Below are 17,109 nucleotides of genomic sequence, written 5' to 3' on the forward strand. Positions count from 1 at the left end.
CGGGTCGGTGTCGTGGGCGGCCTGGTCGGTCTCGTTGTCGCTCTCGTTCTGCGTCACCGGACCAGGATGACACCTGGGTTGCCATTCCACCCGCATGATGACACCTTAGTTGTCATGACTGATGCCTCGCAGGTGTTCATGTTCACGTCCGACGACGGCCCGCTCGCCTATGGCGACACCGGCACGGGCCTCCCTCTGGTCCTGCTGCACGGCGGCTTCACCGACCGCCGCATGTGGCGCGACCTCGTCCCGCCGCTCGCGGCCCACCACCGCGTGATCACACCGGACGCCCGCGGCCACGGGGCCTCCGCCAACGCGAGCGGGCCGTTCCGGTTCACCGACGACCTCGCCGCGCTGCTGCGCCACCTGGACACCGGCCCGGCCGTGCTGATCGGCATGTCGATGGGCGGGGGCATCGCGGTCGACACCGCGCTGGAGCACCCCGACCTCGTACGCGCCCTCGTCGTCAGCAACGTCGGCACCAGCGAACCGGAGTTCACCGACCCCTGGACCAAGGACTCGGTCACCCGCTACTACGGCGCGCTGATGTCCGGGGACATCGAGACCTGGCTCGACGTCGCCGCCGAGGCGGTCATCGGCCCGTACCGCACGGCGGACGACGTGGACGCCGAGATCGTGCACCGTGTGCGGGAGATGAACCGCGACACCGTCTCCAAGCACACCCTCGGCGAAACGGACTGGCACGTCCCGGTGACGGACACCTGGGCCCGCGCCGCCGCCATCACCGCCCCGGTCCTCGCGATCAACGGCGCCTTGGACGCCCCCGACCTCATCGGTATGGCTGAACGCCTCACCACCACCACCGCCGGCCCAGGCCGCGCCACGTCCATCGAGGGCACGGCCCACTACGCCAACATGGAACAGCCGGAGACCTTCGCGAAGCTGGTCCTGGAGTGGCTGGAGACCCTGGAGGACGAGCGCCTGTCGTAGGAGAAGCGGGGGCGTGGCCCGGCAAGGCGCATCTGTTGCGGCGCCGCGGGGCACGGCGTTGCGGTCAGCTGGGGCCGCGGGGGTGCCTCAGCTCGCCCCCTCAGCCCCGCCCGGGCCCTCACCGGCGTCAGCGGAGCGCGTCGGCCACCTCCCGGGCCGCGTCCATCACGCGCGGCCCCACCCGCTCCGGCACCGCGTCCGCCAGCATGACGACGCCGACACTGCCCTCGACACCGTTCACCCCGAGCAACGGGGCCGCGGCCCCGCTCGCCCCGGCCTCCAGTTCACCGTGCGTGAGGGCGTACCCGGGCCAGTCCCCCGGCTGCTGGCGGGCCGACAGGATCGCGCGCCCGGCGGCCCCGCGGTCCAGCGCGTGCCGGAATCCGGCCCGGTAGGCGACGTGATAGTCGGTCCATGTCGGCTCGACGACAGCCACGGCCAGTGCCTCGGTGCCGTCGACGAGGGTGAGATGCGCGGTGGCGCCTATGTCCTCCGCCAGGGACCGCAGCGCGGGCAGCGCGGCCTCCCGCACCAGCGGATGCACCTGGCGCCCCAACCGGAGCACACCCAGCCCGACCCGGGCACGTCCGCCCAGGTCACGTCGTACGAGGGAGTGCTGCTCCAGCGTGGCGAGCAGGCGGTACACAACGGTCCGGTTGACCCCGAGCTTGGTGGACAGCTCGGTGACGGTCAGCCCGTGGTCGGTGTCGGCGAGAAGTTTGAGGACACGCAGTCCCCGGTCAAGCGTCTGAGAGGTCTCCGCGGTCACGACGCCCACTCCTTCGTGGTGAGGGCGGCGGCCCCCTTCGCGAGGGATGCGTCACCGGTCCCGTCGACGACGCGCTACAGAGGCCGCCGATCGGCTGGACCCGGTTGGCTTCCCGGGCGGAGTCGCTTCACGGCTGCGCTCCGCGGCGGCGCTGCCACGGGGCGTTTGCGTAGCGGGACAGTAGACGAGCGGGTTCGCTGAGCGGAAGACTCCGTCCAGAATCCGGTCAAGGACCGATACGGGCTACTTGGATTTGTCGCGAAATGTAGGGGCGCACCGCACCCGGCACACACAGCGCGCCGCCCGGCGCGCGGGCACCCCCACGCGCCGTCCGGGCGGCCCTACCCTCCTGGGCGAGGCCGTCACCTCACAGGGGCGGCCGTCACCTCATACGGGTGGCCCACTCCTGCACCTTGGCGATCCGCTGCCGCAGTTGCCCCGCCGTGGCCTCGGCGCTCGGCGGTCCGCCGCACACCCGCCGTACCTCGGTGTGGATGACGCCGTGCGGCTTGCCGCTCTGGTGGGAGTAGGCACCGACCATGCTGTTGAGCTGCTTGCGCAGTTCGAGGAGTTCCTTGTGGGTGACGACGGGCCGCCGGTCGGCCGGGAGCTCGACGAGGTCGGCCTCCGCGTCCGGCTTCTTGCGGCTGTGCGCGATCTGCCGGGCCTGCCGCTTCTGCAGCAGCAACTGCACCTGGTCGGGTTCGAGGAGCCCCGGGATCCCGAGGTAGTCCTGCTCCTCCTCGCTGCCGGGGTGGGCCTGCATACCGAACTCGGCGCCGTTGTACATGACCCGGTCGAAGACCGCGTCGGACTCGAGCGCCTCGAACGGCAGCATGTCCTGCTCGCCGGTGTCCTCGTCCTGCTGCCGCTCCGCCTCCTGTAGGAGCTTCTCCTCCTCGGCGTACGGGTCCTCCTCGCCGCCCTTCTTGGGCTTGTCGAGGACGTGGTCCCGTTCGCGCTCCATCTCGTTGGCGAAGCCGAGCAGGTCGGGCACGGTCGGCAGGAACACGGACGCGGTCTCGCCGCGCCGCCGGGACCGTACGAAACGACCGACGGCCTGGGCGAAGAACAGCGGCGTGGAGATCGTGGTGGCGTACACGCCGACCGCGAGGCGGGGCACGTCCACGCCCTCGGACACCATGCGGACGGCGACCATCCACCGGTCGGTGTTGTGGCTGAACTCGTCGATGCGGTCCGAGGCACCGGCGTCGTCGGACAGGACGAGGGTCGCCGAGTGACCGGTGATCTCCCGGATGAGCTTGGCGTAGGCGCGCGCCGAGTCCTGGTCGGAGGCGATGACGAGCGCACCGGCGTCCGGGATGGACTTCCTGACCTCGGTGAGCCGCTGGTCGGCGGCGCGCAGCACGCTGGGCATCCACTCACCGCGCGGGTCGAGAGCGGTGCGCCAGGCCTGCGAGATGGCGTCCTTGGTCATGGGCTCGCCGAGCCGCGCGGCGATCTCGTCGCCCGCCTTGGTCCGCCAGCGCATGTTGCCGCTGTAGGAGAGGAAGATGACGGGCCGCACGACGTGGTCGGCGAGCGCGTTGCCGTAGCCGTAGGTGTAGTCGGCGGAGGACCTCCGGATGCCGTCCTGGCCCTCCTCGTACGTCACGAACGGGATGGGGTTGGTGTCGGACCTGAAGGGCGTACCGGTGAGGGCGAGCCGCCGTGTGGCCGGTTCGAACGCCTCCAGGCATGCCTCGCCCCAGGACTTGCTGTCACCGGCGTGATGGATCTCGTCGAGGATGACGAGGGTCTTGCGCTGTTCGCTGCGGTTGCGGTGCAGCATGGGCCGCACGCCCACACCCGCGTAGGTGACGGCGACCCCGTCGTACTCCCGGCCGAGCGGCCCTGCGCTGTACTCGGGGTCCAGCTTGATCCCTATCCGCGCCGCCGCCTCCGCCCACTGCTTCTTCAGGTGCTCGGTCGGCGCCACGACGGTCACCTGCTGCACGACATGGTGGTGCAGCAGCCAGGACGCGAGCGTCAGCGCGAAGGTGGTCTTCCCGGCGCCGGGGGTCGCGACCGCGAGGAAGTCCCGCGGCTGTTCCTGGATGTACTTCTCCATCGCCCCCTGCTGCCAGGCACGCAGCTTGCTGGCGGTACCCCAGGGGGCGCGGCCGGGAAAGGCGGGCGAGAGGTGGTGGTTCGAGGAAGCGATCATCGAAGCGGGCCCGGAGGGCCCTCCGTTGAGGGTGGTGGTGAGCGACGGGCGGGAGGTAGTCACGATCTCCGGTCTGTGGTCTGTGGTCGGGCGGCTCGGCGGAGTAGCGGCGAGCCGGCCCTGCCACAGCGGCTCGGCCGGCTCGGCTACGTATGACAACCGGGCCACCCTACCGGCGCCGGGACCGGGTCAACGCGCGTACGACACCCACTCCCCCGGCGATGGGACCCACCTCACAGAGACCTCAGCGGCCCCGCGATCACCTCGACGTCTCCCTCGTCCCCGGAGGCGACATCGATGACCAGGTCGTACGCCCGGTCCTGGTCCACGTCCGCGAGATCGACGCCGTTGACGGCGAGGAACGTGGCCGCCGCGAGCCAGGCCGTGCGCTTGTCCCCGTCGACCAGGGGGTGGTTCGTGGCGAGGGCGTGCAGCAGCGCGGCCGCCTGGTCGTTGAGGTGCGTGTAGGCGGCGGTCCCGAACAACCGGGAGCGCGGCCGGTGGACGGCCGACTCCAGCAGGCCGGGGCTCCCGCTGCTCGGGCGCCCGCCCGCCGAAGGCGGCCTCGGCGACGGCGGTGACGGTCAGATGACGGCTCACTCCCCCAGCCTCCGCAGCAACTCGGCGTGCGCCGAGGCGAGCCGCTCGGCATGCCCCCGCACGAGCGCCCCCTGCGCCCGCACATATGCCTCCAGGGCCTCCCTCACCACATCCTCCGGCCCGCGCCCCTGTGCATCGGCGAGGTCGGCGAGGTCGGCGAGGGCCCGTCGGCGTACGGGGTCGAGTCGGAGGGTGATCTCGGTCATGGGGCGAGGGCAGAGGGAGAACTCATCACGGTCCCACCGGTTTGCGAGCCGCCAGCCACGACCTGCGTGAGGGGGTCCGGCGACGGCCCATCCCCCCGCAACCGCCCTTCCTCGCCCTGTCATCCCTCACACAGCCGCGTCACCGCTCCCGCAGACGCGTCGTCACCCAGGCCCCCAGGAGCGCCACGCCCGCCATCGGCAGGAACACCGCGGTGAAGGCGGACGGGTGGGAGACGGCGCCGGAGGCGGTGGTGGCGGCGTGGCCGGCCGCGCCGCCACCGAGCGCGGCGAAGGCCGCGCCGCCGGCGGCGAGCAACAGCGCGTTGGAGAGGCCGTCGGAGATCTGCAGCGCGGCGGAGTTGGAGCCGGCCTCCTCCGGCGCGGAGAGCTTGAGCAGCAGGACGCCGGTGGAGGAGATGACAAGGCCCATCCCGAAGCACCCGAAGGCCCACGCGACGGCCACGGTCCATACCGGCACCGTCTCGACCAGCACACTCGGCACCGTGGCGATCGCCGCCGCGACCACCACCATCCCGGCCGTCATCAACCGCTCCCGGTACGGCTCCACACGCGCCCGCGCCTGCACCCACGACCCCAGCGCCCAGGCCCCGCCGCCCGCCGCGAGCGAGAACCCGGCGAGCGTCGGCGACAGACCGCGCTCGGTGACCAGCATCAACGGCACGAACGACTCGGCCGCGATGAACGACCCCGCCGCGACCCCGCGCAGCAGCACCACGGACGGCAGCCCGCGCACCGCCCGGTACGTCCCCCTCGGCAACAGTCCCAGCACCGCCGGCACCAGCAGCCCCGCCCCGACCGCCGCCGGTACGACCGACAGCCACCGCAGGTCCTGGGCCGCGTACTGCAGGAACCCGGCACCCAGCGAGATGCCGAATGCGAGCCGAATACGGCGGCGGTCCCAGGAAGGGGACACGGCAGAGCCCGCCTCGGCAGGGGAGCCCTCCGGGGAGGGGGACACCCCGGAGCGAGCCTCGTTCGGGGAGCCCTCGGTCACCGCGCCGCCGACCGGCCCCGCCGCCCGCCTCCGTATCTGGGGCAGCGCCAGCCCCAGCGGCAGCACGACCAGGACCGGTATGCCCACGAAGACCCAGCGCCAGCCCAGCTGTTCGGTGACCGCGCCCGCGGCGAGCGGGCCGACGACGGAGGGGATGATCCAGCTCGCGGCGAACCCCGCCATGATGGACGGCCGCAGCCGCTCCGGGTACGCCCGCCCCACCACCACGTACAGCGCGACGATGACCAGACCGCCGCCGAGTCCCTGGACGGCCCGGCCGAGGATGAACAGCCACATCGCGCCCGCGGTGCCGGACAGCAGCAGTCCCGCGGCGAAGGCGGCGATGCCGGTGGTCAGCGGTCCCAGCGGCCCCCTCAGGTCCGACCACTGCCCGGACAGCACCATCCCGAACAGGCTGGTCGTGAAGTACGCCGAGAACACGAAACCGTACGCCGAGACCCCGTCCAACTCGCGTGCGGCGACCGGCATCGCCGTCCCGACGGCCATCGCCTCGAACGCGATCAGCAGCACCACGGAGACGATGCCGACGCTCAACGCCCGGTAGGAGCGCCCCAACACCCCCTCCGCACGCTCGTCGACGACAACCGGATCAGCGTCCTGCGCAACGCCCGTACCACGCGGCCTCAGAGCACCCATGCCCGCCAGCGTAAGGGGCATGCCTGATATTGACCCCTGTCCGGAGTCCCGCACTCCTTGCGACCTTGGTCGTACGCCCCATCCCCTTTCATGAACGGCACATGGCAGTCCCATTGCAGCCCCGGCCCACCCCTTGAGCCCCGCCCCACCCCCCGCCTACGGTCTACACATCGAGTTCGGAGCAATCCCCCAAAGCACCACGATTGCCCCGACCCGGCCGTGTGCCCGAGTGGTTCAGGGGCTCGCCTGCAAAGCGAGTTACGCGGGTTCGAATCCCGCCATGGCCTCCACTGCTTCACCCCGGAAAGGAAAAGGCGGCCTCCTCCCGAAAGGAGACCGCCCTTTTCTTGTGAGGACCCGTCACCGAATTCATCTCTGCGACGACGTTCAGCCTCAGAAGGCGTTGACGCTGTCGATCAGAAGATCGGCACTCGGGTTGTCCAGGTAGAACTCGACCCGCACCGTTTTACTGGCGTTCACGTCCGTGAGATCCAGCGTGGATGTCACAAGCGTCCAGTCGGAACTGCCGGCCCTGAAGCGCGCGGGCATTGCCCGGTCCGGAGGACCCAGCTGCCACAGTGCGAGCGTGCCGCTCACCGGACCCACTCGACCGCGCACCCAGGCGAACGCCGAGATGCTCCTGACACCCTGCACCGTGAAGTCCTGGGCGATCGAGCCGCCCGGCACCGTCGATCGAACGGCGAGATAGTGGTCCCCCGACCTCGCTGGAACCTGCGCGGAACCGAGAATGATTTCGAAGCTGACAGCCTCCTCGATATTCACACGCTTCCAGTTGGCCTTGTCTGTCTCAAAGCTCGGATTCAGCAGATACGACACAGGCCCCCCTTCCTGTTCGGCGTGACGCGGAAGTTACTCTGCCGATCAACCCCCAACAACCCCCGGAACCGCATCGAACTACAGTTCAGCTGTGGTGGTTGCCGGCATTCCGTCACGGAAGAACAGTCGCGGAACGCCCGCCACAGAAGAGCGGATTCTCACTTGCCATGTCGCGGAATGCGTACGACGAGCTTCGTAGGCTCATCTCAGGCGTCGAAGCCAGGCGAGCGCGACCGTCAGAGACCCGCGCACGCCTCGTTGCGCAGCGTTTCCACCCAGCAGCCCGTCGCCGTCTTCTCGCGCTTCTCCCGCTGGAGCAGCCAGAGGGTGAAGGCGAAGGTGGAGATGTCGGCGTTGAGCGGGCAGAGGGTGGATTCGGGCTCGCTCCAGTTGAGGGCGGCGCCCGTCATGCCGTCGAGGACGACGCTGTTGCCCTCGACGAAGTGGCCGAGGCGGATCAGGCGGGTGGCGTCGGCGGGGAGTCGGTCCGCCGGGAAGCCGGGGCGTTCGTGCGCGTAGTACTCGGCGAGGGTCGGCAGCGGGACGTCCGTGTCGAGCTGGAAGAGCGCGTGCTCCTCGGGCAGGCCCATGTCGCGCAGGAAGCGGCGGGTCGGCTCGTGCGTGAGCGTCGCCGGGAAGTCGAAGTCCTCGAAGCGCCACACCTTGCTCTGGCCGAACTCCTCGTCCAGCAGCAGGGCGGGCAGGTCCAGCGCCAGTCCCGACAGTGTCGCCGGTCCGGCGGTCACGGTCAGGTCCGTCAGGTCCGTCAGGTCTTTCAGCTCGTTCAGGTCCGTCAGGCCCATGTTCCCCATCGTCATCGTGTTCTTGGCTCCCCCGGCACATGGTTCGCAGCGTGCTTCCCCCCGGAAAGGGACAACACCCCGCCGCTCAGCGGCCGTTGTCGTCCCACTGCCAGAACCATACGCCGCCCCACTGACAACGCCCGCCTTACACGCGAACACACATGCCGACGGGCGTGAGGGGTCCTTTCACCGGTCCCCTGAGGGGACCGCTACGCCCCCGTCACCACCGCCGCCTGCGGGCGGATCGGCAGGCGGTTCACGGGACGGCCCGTCGCCGCCCGCACCGCCGACGCGATGGCCGCCGGGGAGGTGACCACCGGCACCGCGCTGGCCGCCTTCGCGCCGAACGGGGCCACCACGTCCCGCTCCTCCACCAGCTTGACGATCTGGATGTCGGGGGTGTCGAGGGCGGTCGGCAGCGAGTATCCGGTCAGGTCGGGGTGGCGGATCAGACCGCGCGGGGTGCGGAGGTTCTCCGTCAACGCGATGCCCACGCCCTGGGTGACGCCCGCCTCGATCCGCGCCGCGAGCTGGGCGGGGTTGAGGACCCGGCCGACGTCCTGGGCGACCGCCAGCTCCACGACCCGTACGGAGCCGAGTTCGATGTCGACGTCCACGACCGCGCGGATCGCGCAGAAGGCCATGCCCACGAACGCGTCGCCCTGACCCGCGCCGTCCAGTGGCTCGGTGGGGTGCGGACGGCACTGCGCGGTGGCCCACAGTTCCTTGCCGTCCAGCGCCTCGGCGACCGTCGTCGACAGGACACCGTCGTACGACGTGATCTTGCCGTCGGTGATCTGGAGCAGCTCCGTGGACATGCCGAACTTGTGGGCGAGGGGCTGGAGCAGCTGTGTGCGGACCATCTTCGCCGCGCGTTCCACCGCGCCGCCCGAGACCCAGGTGTGGCGGCCCCGGCAACCGGCGCCGGCGGGTGGCTGGTCGGTGTCGACCTGGGCGATGTGGACCTCGTCGATGCCGAGGGTCTCCTGGACGATCTGCCGGGCGAGGGTGGAGAAGCCCTGGCCGGTGTCGACGGCCGCGCACAGCACGGTCGCGATGCCGTCGTGGACCTTCACGGTGGCGGTGGAGACCTCGTCCGCGCCCTCCGCTCCGAGCATGTGGACCATGCCGAGGCCGTAGCCGACGCCGCGCCGGACCGCGCCCGGCTCGCCCGCGCCCTCGGGGCCGCCCGGCAGCAGCCAGTCCTCCTCGGGGGTGTCCTTCGGCAGTGGCGGGAGCGGGAACTCCCGGACCGCCTCGAGGAGTTCGGCGACCGGGGCCGGGCAGGTCACGGACTGCCCGGTCGGCAGCACGTCACCCGTGGACATCACGTTGCGCATGCGCAGTTCGGCCGGGTCGAGGCCGAGCTTCTTGGCGAGCTTGTCCATCTGCGCCTCGTACGCGGCGCACACCTGCATGGCGCCCTCGCCGCGGACATGGCCGGAGGGCGGGTTGTTGGTGCGGACCGCCCAGCCCTCGATGAAGGCGTTGGGGACGATGTACGGGCCGCAGGCGAACGACACGGCCGCCGCCAGCGCCTCGGACGAGGTGTCGGCGTACGCGCCCGCGTCCAGCAGGATCTGGGCCTCGACCTTCACCAGTCTGCCCTCGGCGTCCGCGTGGTGGCGGTATCGCAGGAGCGTCGGATGCCGGTGCGCGTGGCCCAGGAAGGACTCCTCGCGCGTGGCGGTCAGCTTGACCGGGCAGCCGGTCTTCAGCGCCAGCAGGCCGAGCGGGAGCTGGAAGCCCTGGTCCTCGCGGTCCGCGGTGGCTCCGGGCACACCGGTGACGACGATCTTCACGCGGTCGGGGGCCAGGCCGTACACGGCGGCGGCGGTGTCGCGGTCGGTGTGCGGGTCGGTGGAGCCGAGATACAGCTCGACACCGCCGTCGGGGCGGGGCACGGCGAGGCCGGCCTCGGCGCCGATGGGTGCCGGGTCCTGACGGCCGATGCGGTACTGCCCCTCGACGACGATCTCGCCGGAGGCGTTGGGGTCGCCGTGGCGCAGGGGGATGTGCCGGATCAGGTTGCCGTCGGGGTGCAGGGGCTCGGCCTCGAAGGCCTGCTCCGGGTCGATCACCGGGTCGAGCACCTCGTACTCGACGATGACGGCGGCTGCGGCCATCCGCGCGGTGTCGGGGTGGTCGGCGGCGACGGCCGCGATGGGTTCGCCGTGGTGGCGGACGACCTCGGAGGCGAACACCGGCCGGTCGATCCTGCCGCGGCCGTGCAGCGGGGTGCCCGGCACGTCCTCGTGCGTGACGACGGCCCGGACGCCGGGCATCTCGCGCGCGTGGGAGGTGTCGATGGACACGATGCGCGCGTGGGGGTGCGGTGAGCGCAGGACGGCGGCCCACAGCAGGCCCTCGGCCCACAGGTCGGCCGCGTACGGGAACGTGCCCTCGGACTTCGCGCGGGCGTCGGCGGACGGCAGGGACGCGCCGAGCCCGTGCGGCAGTGGCTCCGGGGCGGGCGCGGCCTCCCCCGCGCCTCCGGCGACCGCGGGCGTCGCGGTGGCTGCTTCGTTGCTCACGCCTGGCCTCCGTCCTGGCCGAACGACTGGTCCTGATTGCCGAAGGTCTGGCCGTGACCGCCGTAGGTGTCGTCGTGCCCCCCGAAGGTCTGGCCCTGACCGCCGTACGTGTCGTCGTGACCCCCGAACGACTGCCCCTGACCGCCGTAGGAGTCGTCGTGACCCCCGAACGACTGCCCCTGACCGCCGTACGTGTCGTCCTGCCCCCCGAACGACTGCCCCTGACCGCCGTACGTGTCGTCCTGACCGCCGAAGGACAGCCCCTGACCGCCGTACGACTGGCCGGGATCGTGGGGGGCCGTGGGCGGTGCTCCCTGGGCCTCGTATGCCGCCGGGTTGACGCCGCCCGCGCCGGGGGCCGCCTGGTGCGGGATGCGCGCGGCATCGGTGTCGGCGCCGGTCTCGCCGTCGGCGCCCGCGTGCGCCTCGCGTTCGGCGACGACCTCGCGTACGGCCGCGAGCACGCCGCGGTAGCCGGAGCAGCGGCAGAGGTTGCCGCACAGCGCCTGGCGGGCCTCCAGCTCGGTGGGCGCCGGGTTGCCCTCCAGGAGGTCGTGCACGGTCATCGCCATGCCGGGCACGCAGAAACCGCACTGGACGGCACCGCAGCGGGCGAGCGCGCGCTGCACGTCGGAGGGCTGTCCGTCGACGGCGAGGCCCTCGACGGTGCGCACCTCGCTGCTCGCGGCGGTGACGGCGGGCACCAGGCAGGAGGCCACGAGCCGGCCGTCGACCTGGACGTTGCACGCGCCGCACTCGCCCTGCGAGCAGCCGTCCTTGGCGCCCGCGAGGCCGAGCCGCTCGCGCAGCACGTAGAGCAGCGACTCGCCGATCCAGGCGTCGGTGACGGGCCGGTCGGCGCCGTTGACGCGCAGGACGTACGAGGCGAGGGGGTGGTCGTCGTGCGGGGGCGGGGTGGGTTCGGCGGCCGGGTCCGCGTCGCCCGCGTCCTCGGCCTCGGGGGACTCGGCGTCGGCCGCCTCGGCGGGCGTCCGTGCCTCCTGCGGGCCCGCGGGGTCGCCGTCGGCCTCGACGTCCGGCTCGGCGGCCTCGGCGGCCTCGGCGGGCTCCTGGGCGGCCTCGGGGGCCTCTTCGGCGGTCTCGGGAGCCGGAGCCTCCCCGGTGGCGCCGGAGGGCTCTCCGGGGGCCCCTGCGGGCTCCGCGGCGGGCTCCTCGGGCCGTGCCGCGGGCGGCGGCGCGGTCCACGCCGTGCCGATCTGCTCGGTCGCCCAGGGCGCGGGGGCGCCGCCGGGCAGAGTGGCGGGCGGGGTGCCGCCCCACTGCTCGACCAGGGCGGATGTGCTGAACTCGCCCGACTCGTCCGGGAGGTCGCCCCCGGCGACCGGAATCGACCACTCGCCGGTCACGTCGTGACCGGGTGCGGTGCCTTCCTGGGCGGCCGGGTCCTCGAACGTCCACTGCCCGGTCGAGTCGGGGTTGTACGTGAACCCGTGCTGCGTCTCGGGCTGCTGCTGACCGGCGTTCGGGTCGTGCCACTGGGCGCCCTCGGCCGGCATGGCCCAGGAGCCCGTGCCGGACGGGTCGGTCCCGGCGGAGGTGGCCGGGTTGACCGCTATGGGCGGCGGCACATAGCCGTGGCCGGGCGCGGCGAGCGGGGTGTCGGCGGCGAGCAGGGCGTCGATGCCCCCCTCGGGGAGCTGGACGAAGGTGGTGGCGCCGTCGTCGTAGTCGCCCGGCAGTCGCTCCCAGCCGCTCTGGCCCCCCTGCTGCGGGGTGCCCTCTCCGTGCTGGTCGTCGGTCACGACAGCGCCCTCCCCAGTGCTCGTCGGGCCAGCGCGGCGACGGTGCGCCGCAGGTGCAGTACGGCGGGCGGAAGCGGTGGCACGGTGCCGTCCACCTCGGGGGCCGGGTCCGGGATGCAGGCGGCGGCGACGTACTCGCCGAAGGCCTGCAGCGCCTCGGGGACCAGGGTGCGCTCGCCGTCCCAGTCGATCAGCCCGGCGACCCACGCCTCGGCGTCCAGCGGGCGCAGCGGCATCGGCGCTATGGCTCCGACGGCGCACCGCACCCCGCGCCGGGCGGGATCGAGGACGAGCGCGACCGAGGCGGCCGCGCGGCCGGGGCCGGTCCGCCCGGTGGCCTTCAGGAAGACCTGGGGGGCGTGCAGGAGCGGCACGCGCACGTACCCGATCAGTTCGCCGGGGCGCAGCATCTCCATCCCGGCCAGCAGGTGCGAGACGGGCATCTCACGGCGGGCCCCGCCCGGGCCCGCGATGATCAGCGTGGCCTCCAGGGCGGCCAGCACCGGCAGCGCGTCGCCCGTGGGAGCGGCCGTCGCGATGTTGCCGCCCAGGGTGCCCGCGTTGCGGATCTGCGGTGGCCCGGCGGCACGCGCGGCGGCGGCGAGCGCCGGGATGAGCGCCGCGAAGTCGGGGCGCCCCATCCGGGCGTGCGTCAGTCCGGCGCCGAGCAGGGCGTGTCCGTCCTGGTACTGCCAGCCGCGGATCTCGCTGATCCTGCCCAGCCCGACCAGCGCGGCCGGCCTGAGCTGCCCGGAGTTGACCGCGGTCATGAGGTCCGTGCCGCCCGCCACCGGAACCGCCCAGGGCATGGCGGCGAGGGCCGCCACGGCCTCGTCGAGCGAGCCGGGCAGGGTCACGGCCTGCGCCGCCTGCGGTGCGTGCGTGGTCAAACCGGCTGCCCCTTCCCGCTGCCCCACTGAGGACCTGTTGTTCGGATCACGCCGGGGTCGCGGGGGCCCGGTCCGCGCACCTGCGGCGTTGTCGTCGGTCGCCGACGCTCCGCGTCGACGCCCTCCTGCGCCTTCAGTTGCACGTACCAAGCCCCGCTCGCCGGCATTCATCCAGCACCGTTACCCGAAGCCGGCATGATCCCAACGACAGGTCCCTGGTCCGCCTGTGTTGCCGTACGGTACGTGCTGACAGGGCGGACGTGGCAACTCTGGCACATTCTCGCGAGACCCGAACGCGGGGGTCCGCTAGGAGGCATTCGCCCACCTCAGACCGGGGATAGTCCGTTTTGACGCGACTTCTCCCACAGGCACGTTTTGACGGCCTTCGGCGTTTCTTGCGCCTCTTGTTCCAGGTGGGGGCCACGGTCGCGGGGCACCCGCTTTCGGACGCGCGGTGCGCCGACGCCTCACACGTTCGGGGGCGCCCCCTCGATCGGGCGTCCGATCACTCCGGGGCGCCGCTGCCACGGACGGGGTCCGCCGGGCGGCCGATAACCGACTCCCAGGGCGTCAAGTCGGCGATAGTGGACGGTCATCCGGCGTTCGAAGCCGGCGAAGTCCCGTTCGGCCGGCGGGGGCAGCCGGCTCCAGGCCACCTCCGCGAAGGCCGCGAGCCGGGGAAACGCCTGGTAGTCCACGCGCGCGGGGTCCTCCATCGTCTCGGTCCACACGTTGGCCTGCGTGCCCAGCACGTGCCGCGCCTCCTCGGGCGTCAACTGCGGTGGAACCGGCTCGAACCGGAAGACGTCCTCCAGGGTGCGCACATGGCCGATCGGCACCGGTTCGTCGGGACCGTCGTGCTGCCGGTGGTCCAGGTACACGTGCTGCTCGGGGCACATGACCACGTCGTGGCCCGCGCGGGCAGCCGTGACGCCGCCCGCGTAGCCCCGCCAGGACGACACGGCCGCACCCGGCGCGAGGCCGCCTTCCAGGATCTCGTCCCATCCGATCAGGCGACGCCCGCGCGCCGTCAGCCAGTTGTCGAAGTGCCGGACGAACCACGACTGCAGGCCGTCCTCGTCCCTGAGCCCGAGCTCCCGGATGCGCGCCTGTGCCGTGGCCGACCGCTTCCACTGGTCCTTGACGCACTCGTCACCGCCGAGGTGCACAAAGGCCGACGGAAAGAGTTCCAGGACTTCCTCCAGGACCCCCTCGTAGAAGCGCAGGGTGTTGTCCGTGGGGGCGAGTACGTTCTCGTTGATGCCCCAGGTGTCCCAGACGGTGAGGGCGGTCGTGTCGATGACATCGGTGTTGCCCAGTTCCGGATACGCGGCGATCGCGGCCTGGCTGTGTCCCGGGATGTCGATCTCGGGGACCACGGTGATATGCCGCTCGGCGGCGTAGGCGACGATCTCGCGGATGTCGTCATGTGCGTAGTGACCGCCGTGCGGTTTCTCCTCCCACAGGGGTGACGCCCTATGGCCGAATTTCGTGCGGGCCCGCCATGATCCGACCTCCGTCAGCCTCGGGTATCGCTCGATCTCCAGGCGCCATCCCTGGTCGTCCGTCAAGTGGAAGTGGAGGACATTGAGTTTGTGCGCGGCCATCAGATCCAGATAGCGCAGCACCTGGTCCTTGGACAGGAAGTGACGGGCGACGTCGAGCATGAGGCCGCGCCAGGCGAAGCGGGGGGCGTCCTCGACGGTGACCTCGGGGAGGTCCCAGTCCTGGCCGGGCCGCACGGGGGCCCGCCGGTAGGCGTCGGGCCCGAGCAGCTGCCGGAAGGTCTGCGCGCCCCAGAAGACGCCTGCCGCACTGCCGCCCTGGATCAGGTGGTCGGCGCTGCCGAGGACCATGCGATAGCCCTCCGGCGGCAGGTCCGGCTCGATGCTCAGGGCGAGCCGGCAGCCGGACCCGCCGCCCTCCGGAAGCGGGTAACCGGTCGCCGCGCCGACCGCCGCCCGCAGCCAGCGCGCGACGCCCTCGGTACCGGGGCCGGCGACCAGCTGTGTCTCCTCGTCGAGGCGACCGCGGCCGGGGTGGTTCCGGAAGAGGCGGCCGGGGGCCGGAATCAGTTCCGTTCCGTCGAGATCAGTCATGTCAGTCCTTGACCGCTCCGCCCAGTCCGGAGACCAGCCGTCGCTGCACGAGTACGAAGAAGACCAGAACCGGAATCGTCATCACGGTGGACGCCGCCATCACACCGCCCCAGTCCGGCTCTTCCGGCTTGAAGAACACGAGCAGGGCCATCGGCAGCGTCGACCGGGAGGTGTCGCTGATGATGAAGGACTTGGCGAACAGGAAGTCGTTCCAGGCCGAGATGAAGGAGAAGACGCTGGTGGCGACCAGCCCCGGCAGCACGAGCGGGAAAAGGATCTGCCACAGGAACCGGGAACGGCTCGCCCCGTCGAGATGAGCCGCCTCCTCCAGGGACTCGGGTACGGCCTTCACAAAGCCCCGCAGCATCCAGATCGCGAAGGGCAGGGAGAAGGCGATGTGGGGCAGGATCAGCGCACCTAGGGTGTTCAGTTGACCGGTGTCCCGCATCAGGAAGAACAAGGGGATGGCCAGTGCCTCCACGGGCACCATCTGCGCGATCAGGAACATGATCAACAAGGTGGTCCGGAAACGGAAGCGGAATCGTGTCACCGCCGTCGCCGCGAGAAACGCGATGAGCGCGGAGACGATCACTACGGCACAGGCGACGACAAGGCTGTTGAGGAAGTAGCGGCCGAATTCCTGCTGCCCGAGGACCCGGCGGAAGGAATCCAGTGTCGGCTTGAGCGTCCAGGGCCGGACCACGACCGACTCGATCTCGCCCGCGGGTCTGACGGCGCTCAATACCATCCAGTACAGCGGGAACGCCACCACGGCCGCGATGACCAGGGCGGACGCCTCCGCCGCGAGCCGCCAGGGGCGCCGCGGGAAACCTGGCGAATTCACAGTTCCTCCCCCTGCCCGCGGAGCAGTCGCACATGGACCAGGGTGATCGCCAGCAGAATCACCAGCGTCACCACGCCGATCGCCGAGCCGAGGCTGTACTGGGAGGACGCGAAGGCCTTTTGGTAGGCGTACACGTTCAGTACGAGGTTCTGGCCCGCGATACCGCCGCCGCCCGTCATCACATAGATCTGGGTGAAGACCTTGAAGTCCCAGATGATCGACTGAATGGTGACGACGACCAGGATCGGGCGGAGCATCGGCGCGAGCACCGACCGCCAGATCCGCCACTGCGAGGCGCCGTCGAGGGCCGCCGCCTCCAGGACCTCGGACGGCACGGCCCGGATGCCCGCGTAGACCGTCACCATCACGAACGGGAAGGAGCACCACACCACTTCCAGCAGGACGAGGAGGAAGGCGCTGTACCGCCCGTACGTCCACGAGTGGTCGCCCAGTCCGAGCATCCGGTTGACGGGCCCGAAGTCGGGGTCGAACAGCAGCAGCCACACCGTCGAGCCGGTGACCGCCGGGGTGGCCCACGCGCCCAGCGCGGCCAGCATCAACGCCAGCCGGGGTACGACCCGCACCCGGGTCAGCAGGACGGCCAGGGCGCAGCCGACGGCCAGTGTGGACACCACGCAGGCCGCCGCGAAGACGACGGTGGCGAGCAGCACCCGCCAGAACTGGGCGTCCCCGAAGAGTTCGGCGTAGTTCCCGGCTCCCCGGAAGGAGGTCGGTTCACCGCCGCTGACCTGCGCCTGGGTGTACTCCAACAGCGAGATCAGGCCGAGCTGGTAGACGGGATAGACCAGCAGCCCGCCGAGCACGGCAAGCGCGGGGGCGAGGTAGAGCCAGGGAGTCCACGCCGCGGCTCCGCGACCCCGCGGGCCGGCACAGAGGGTGCGCGGGGAACCGAGCGCGGGACCAGGAACGCCGCGCTTCCGTGAACGCGCGCCGCCCGACCTGGTGGGCACAGG

The 17,109-nt window shown here is 71.7% G+C and carries 13 protein-coding genes, 1 tRNA gene and 1 pseudogene; 2 read left to right on the plus strand and 13 right to left on the minus strand.

Features of this window, described 5'->3' with window-relative positions; all coding sequences use genetic code 11:
* Positions 1 to 114: 114 nt before the first annotated feature.
* On the plus strand, positions 115 to 951 hold the full coding sequence (locus tag ACZ43N_RS18030; protein ID WP_468098493.1) for an alpha/beta fold hydrolase: 837 nt from the start codon (positions 115 to 117) through the stop codon (positions 949 to 951).
* A gap of 127 nt (positions 952 to 1,078) precedes the next feature.
* Here the strand turns inward: ACZ43N_RS18030 and ACZ43N_RS18035 are convergent, their stop codons facing one another.
* The 5 genes and pseudogenes from ACZ43N_RS18035 to ACZ43N_RS18055 form a co-directional block, all read right to left on the minus strand.
* Positions 1,079 to 1,720 (minus strand): IclR family transcriptional regulator, encoded by a 642-nt coding sequence (locus tag ACZ43N_RS18035; protein WP_468098495.1) that lies wholly within the window; start codon positions 1,718 to 1,720, stop codon positions 1,079 to 1,081.
* 382 nt (positions 1,721 to 2,102) lie between these two features.
* A complete protein-coding gene (locus tag ACZ43N_RS18040) occupies positions 2,103 to 3,887 on the minus strand; it encodes a DEAD/DEAH box helicase (protein WP_468098639.1) in 1,785 nt (594 codons plus the stop codon).
* A gap of 233 nt (positions 3,888 to 4,120) precedes the next feature.
* Positions 4,121 to 4,487: pseudogene (locus tag ACZ43N_RS18045) on the minus strand (type II toxin-antitoxin system death-on-curing family toxin).
* Positions 4,484 to 4,693 carry a hypothetical protein gene (locus ACZ43N_RS18050; RefSeq protein WP_468098496.1) on the minus strand — a complete coding sequence of 70 codons (210 nt, stop codon included), beginning with the start codon at positions 4,691 to 4,693 and terminating at the stop codon, positions 4,484 to 4,486. Before ACZ43N_RS18050 ends, ACZ43N_RS18045 begins: the two are co-directional and overlap by 4 nt.
* 139 nt (positions 4,694 to 4,832) lie before the next feature.
* Positions 4,833 to 6,365 (minus strand): MFS transporter, encoded by a 1,533-nt coding sequence (locus tag ACZ43N_RS18055; RefSeq protein WP_468098498.1) that lies wholly within the window; start codon positions 6,363 to 6,365, stop codon positions 4,833 to 4,835.
* 215 nt (positions 6,366 to 6,580) lie between these two features.
* Here ACZ43N_RS18055 and ACZ43N_RS18060 point away from each other — a divergent pair.
* Positions 6,581 to 6,655, plus strand: a tRNA-Cys gene (locus ACZ43N_RS18060).
* Between the two features lie 103 nt (positions 6,656 to 6,758).
* Here the strand turns inward: ACZ43N_RS18060 and ACZ43N_RS18065 are convergent.
* The 8 genes from ACZ43N_RS18065 to ACZ43N_RS18100 form a co-directional block, all read right to left on the minus strand.
* A complete protein-coding gene (locus tag ACZ43N_RS18065) occupies positions 6,759 to 7,202 on the minus strand; it encodes a hypothetical protein (RefSeq protein WP_468098500.1) in 444 nt (147 codons plus the stop codon).
* 236 nt (positions 7,203 to 7,438) lie between these two features.
* Complete coding sequence (locus ACZ43N_RS18070; RefSeq protein ID WP_468098502.1) at positions 7,439 to 8,020, minus strand: SUKH-4 family immunity protein; 582 nt, start codon at positions 8,018 to 8,020, stop codon at positions 7,439 to 7,441.
* Between the two features lie 194 nt (positions 8,021 to 8,214).
* On the minus strand, positions 8,215 to 10,539 hold the full coding sequence (locus ACZ43N_RS18075; RefSeq protein WP_468098503.1) for a xanthine dehydrogenase family protein molybdopterin-binding subunit: 2,325 nt from the start codon (positions 10,537 to 10,539) through the stop codon (positions 8,215 to 8,217).
* Complete coding sequence (locus ACZ43N_RS18080; protein WP_468098505.1) at positions 10,536 to 12,302, minus strand: (2Fe-2S)-binding protein; 1,767 nt, start codon at positions 12,300 to 12,302, stop codon at positions 10,536 to 10,538. Before ACZ43N_RS18080 ends, ACZ43N_RS18075 begins: the two co-directional genes overlap by 4 nt.
* Entirely contained in the window at positions 12,299 to 13,192 is an 894-nt protein-coding gene (locus ACZ43N_RS18085) for an FAD binding domain-containing protein (RefSeq protein ID WP_468098507.1), read from the minus strand. Before ACZ43N_RS18085 ends, ACZ43N_RS18080 begins: the two co-directional genes overlap by 4 nt.
* 467 nt (positions 13,193 to 13,659) lie before the next feature.
* Positions 13,660 to 15,291, minus strand: coding sequence for a beta-N-acetylhexosaminidase (locus tag ACZ43N_RS18090; RefSeq protein ID WP_468098508.1), 1,632 nt, complete (start codon positions 15,289 to 15,291; stop codon positions 13,660 to 13,662).
* A gap of 1 nt (position 15,292) precedes the next feature.
* Entirely contained in the window at positions 15,293 to 16,135 is an 843-nt protein-coding gene (locus ACZ43N_RS18095) for a carbohydrate ABC transporter permease (protein ID WP_468098510.1), read from the minus strand.
* The gene (locus tag ACZ43N_RS18100) at positions 16,132 to 17,106 is read right to left on the minus strand and encodes a carbohydrate ABC transporter permease (protein WP_468098512.1); all 975 of its coding nucleotides are present in this window, start codon (positions 17,104 to 17,106) and stop codon (positions 16,132 to 16,134) included. Before ACZ43N_RS18100 ends, ACZ43N_RS18095 begins: the two co-directional genes overlap by 4 nt.
* Between the last annotated feature and the right edge of the window lie 3 nt (positions 17,107 to 17,109).

The sequence above is a fragment of the Streptomyces sp. NPDC030814 genome, from assembly GCF_055572155.1.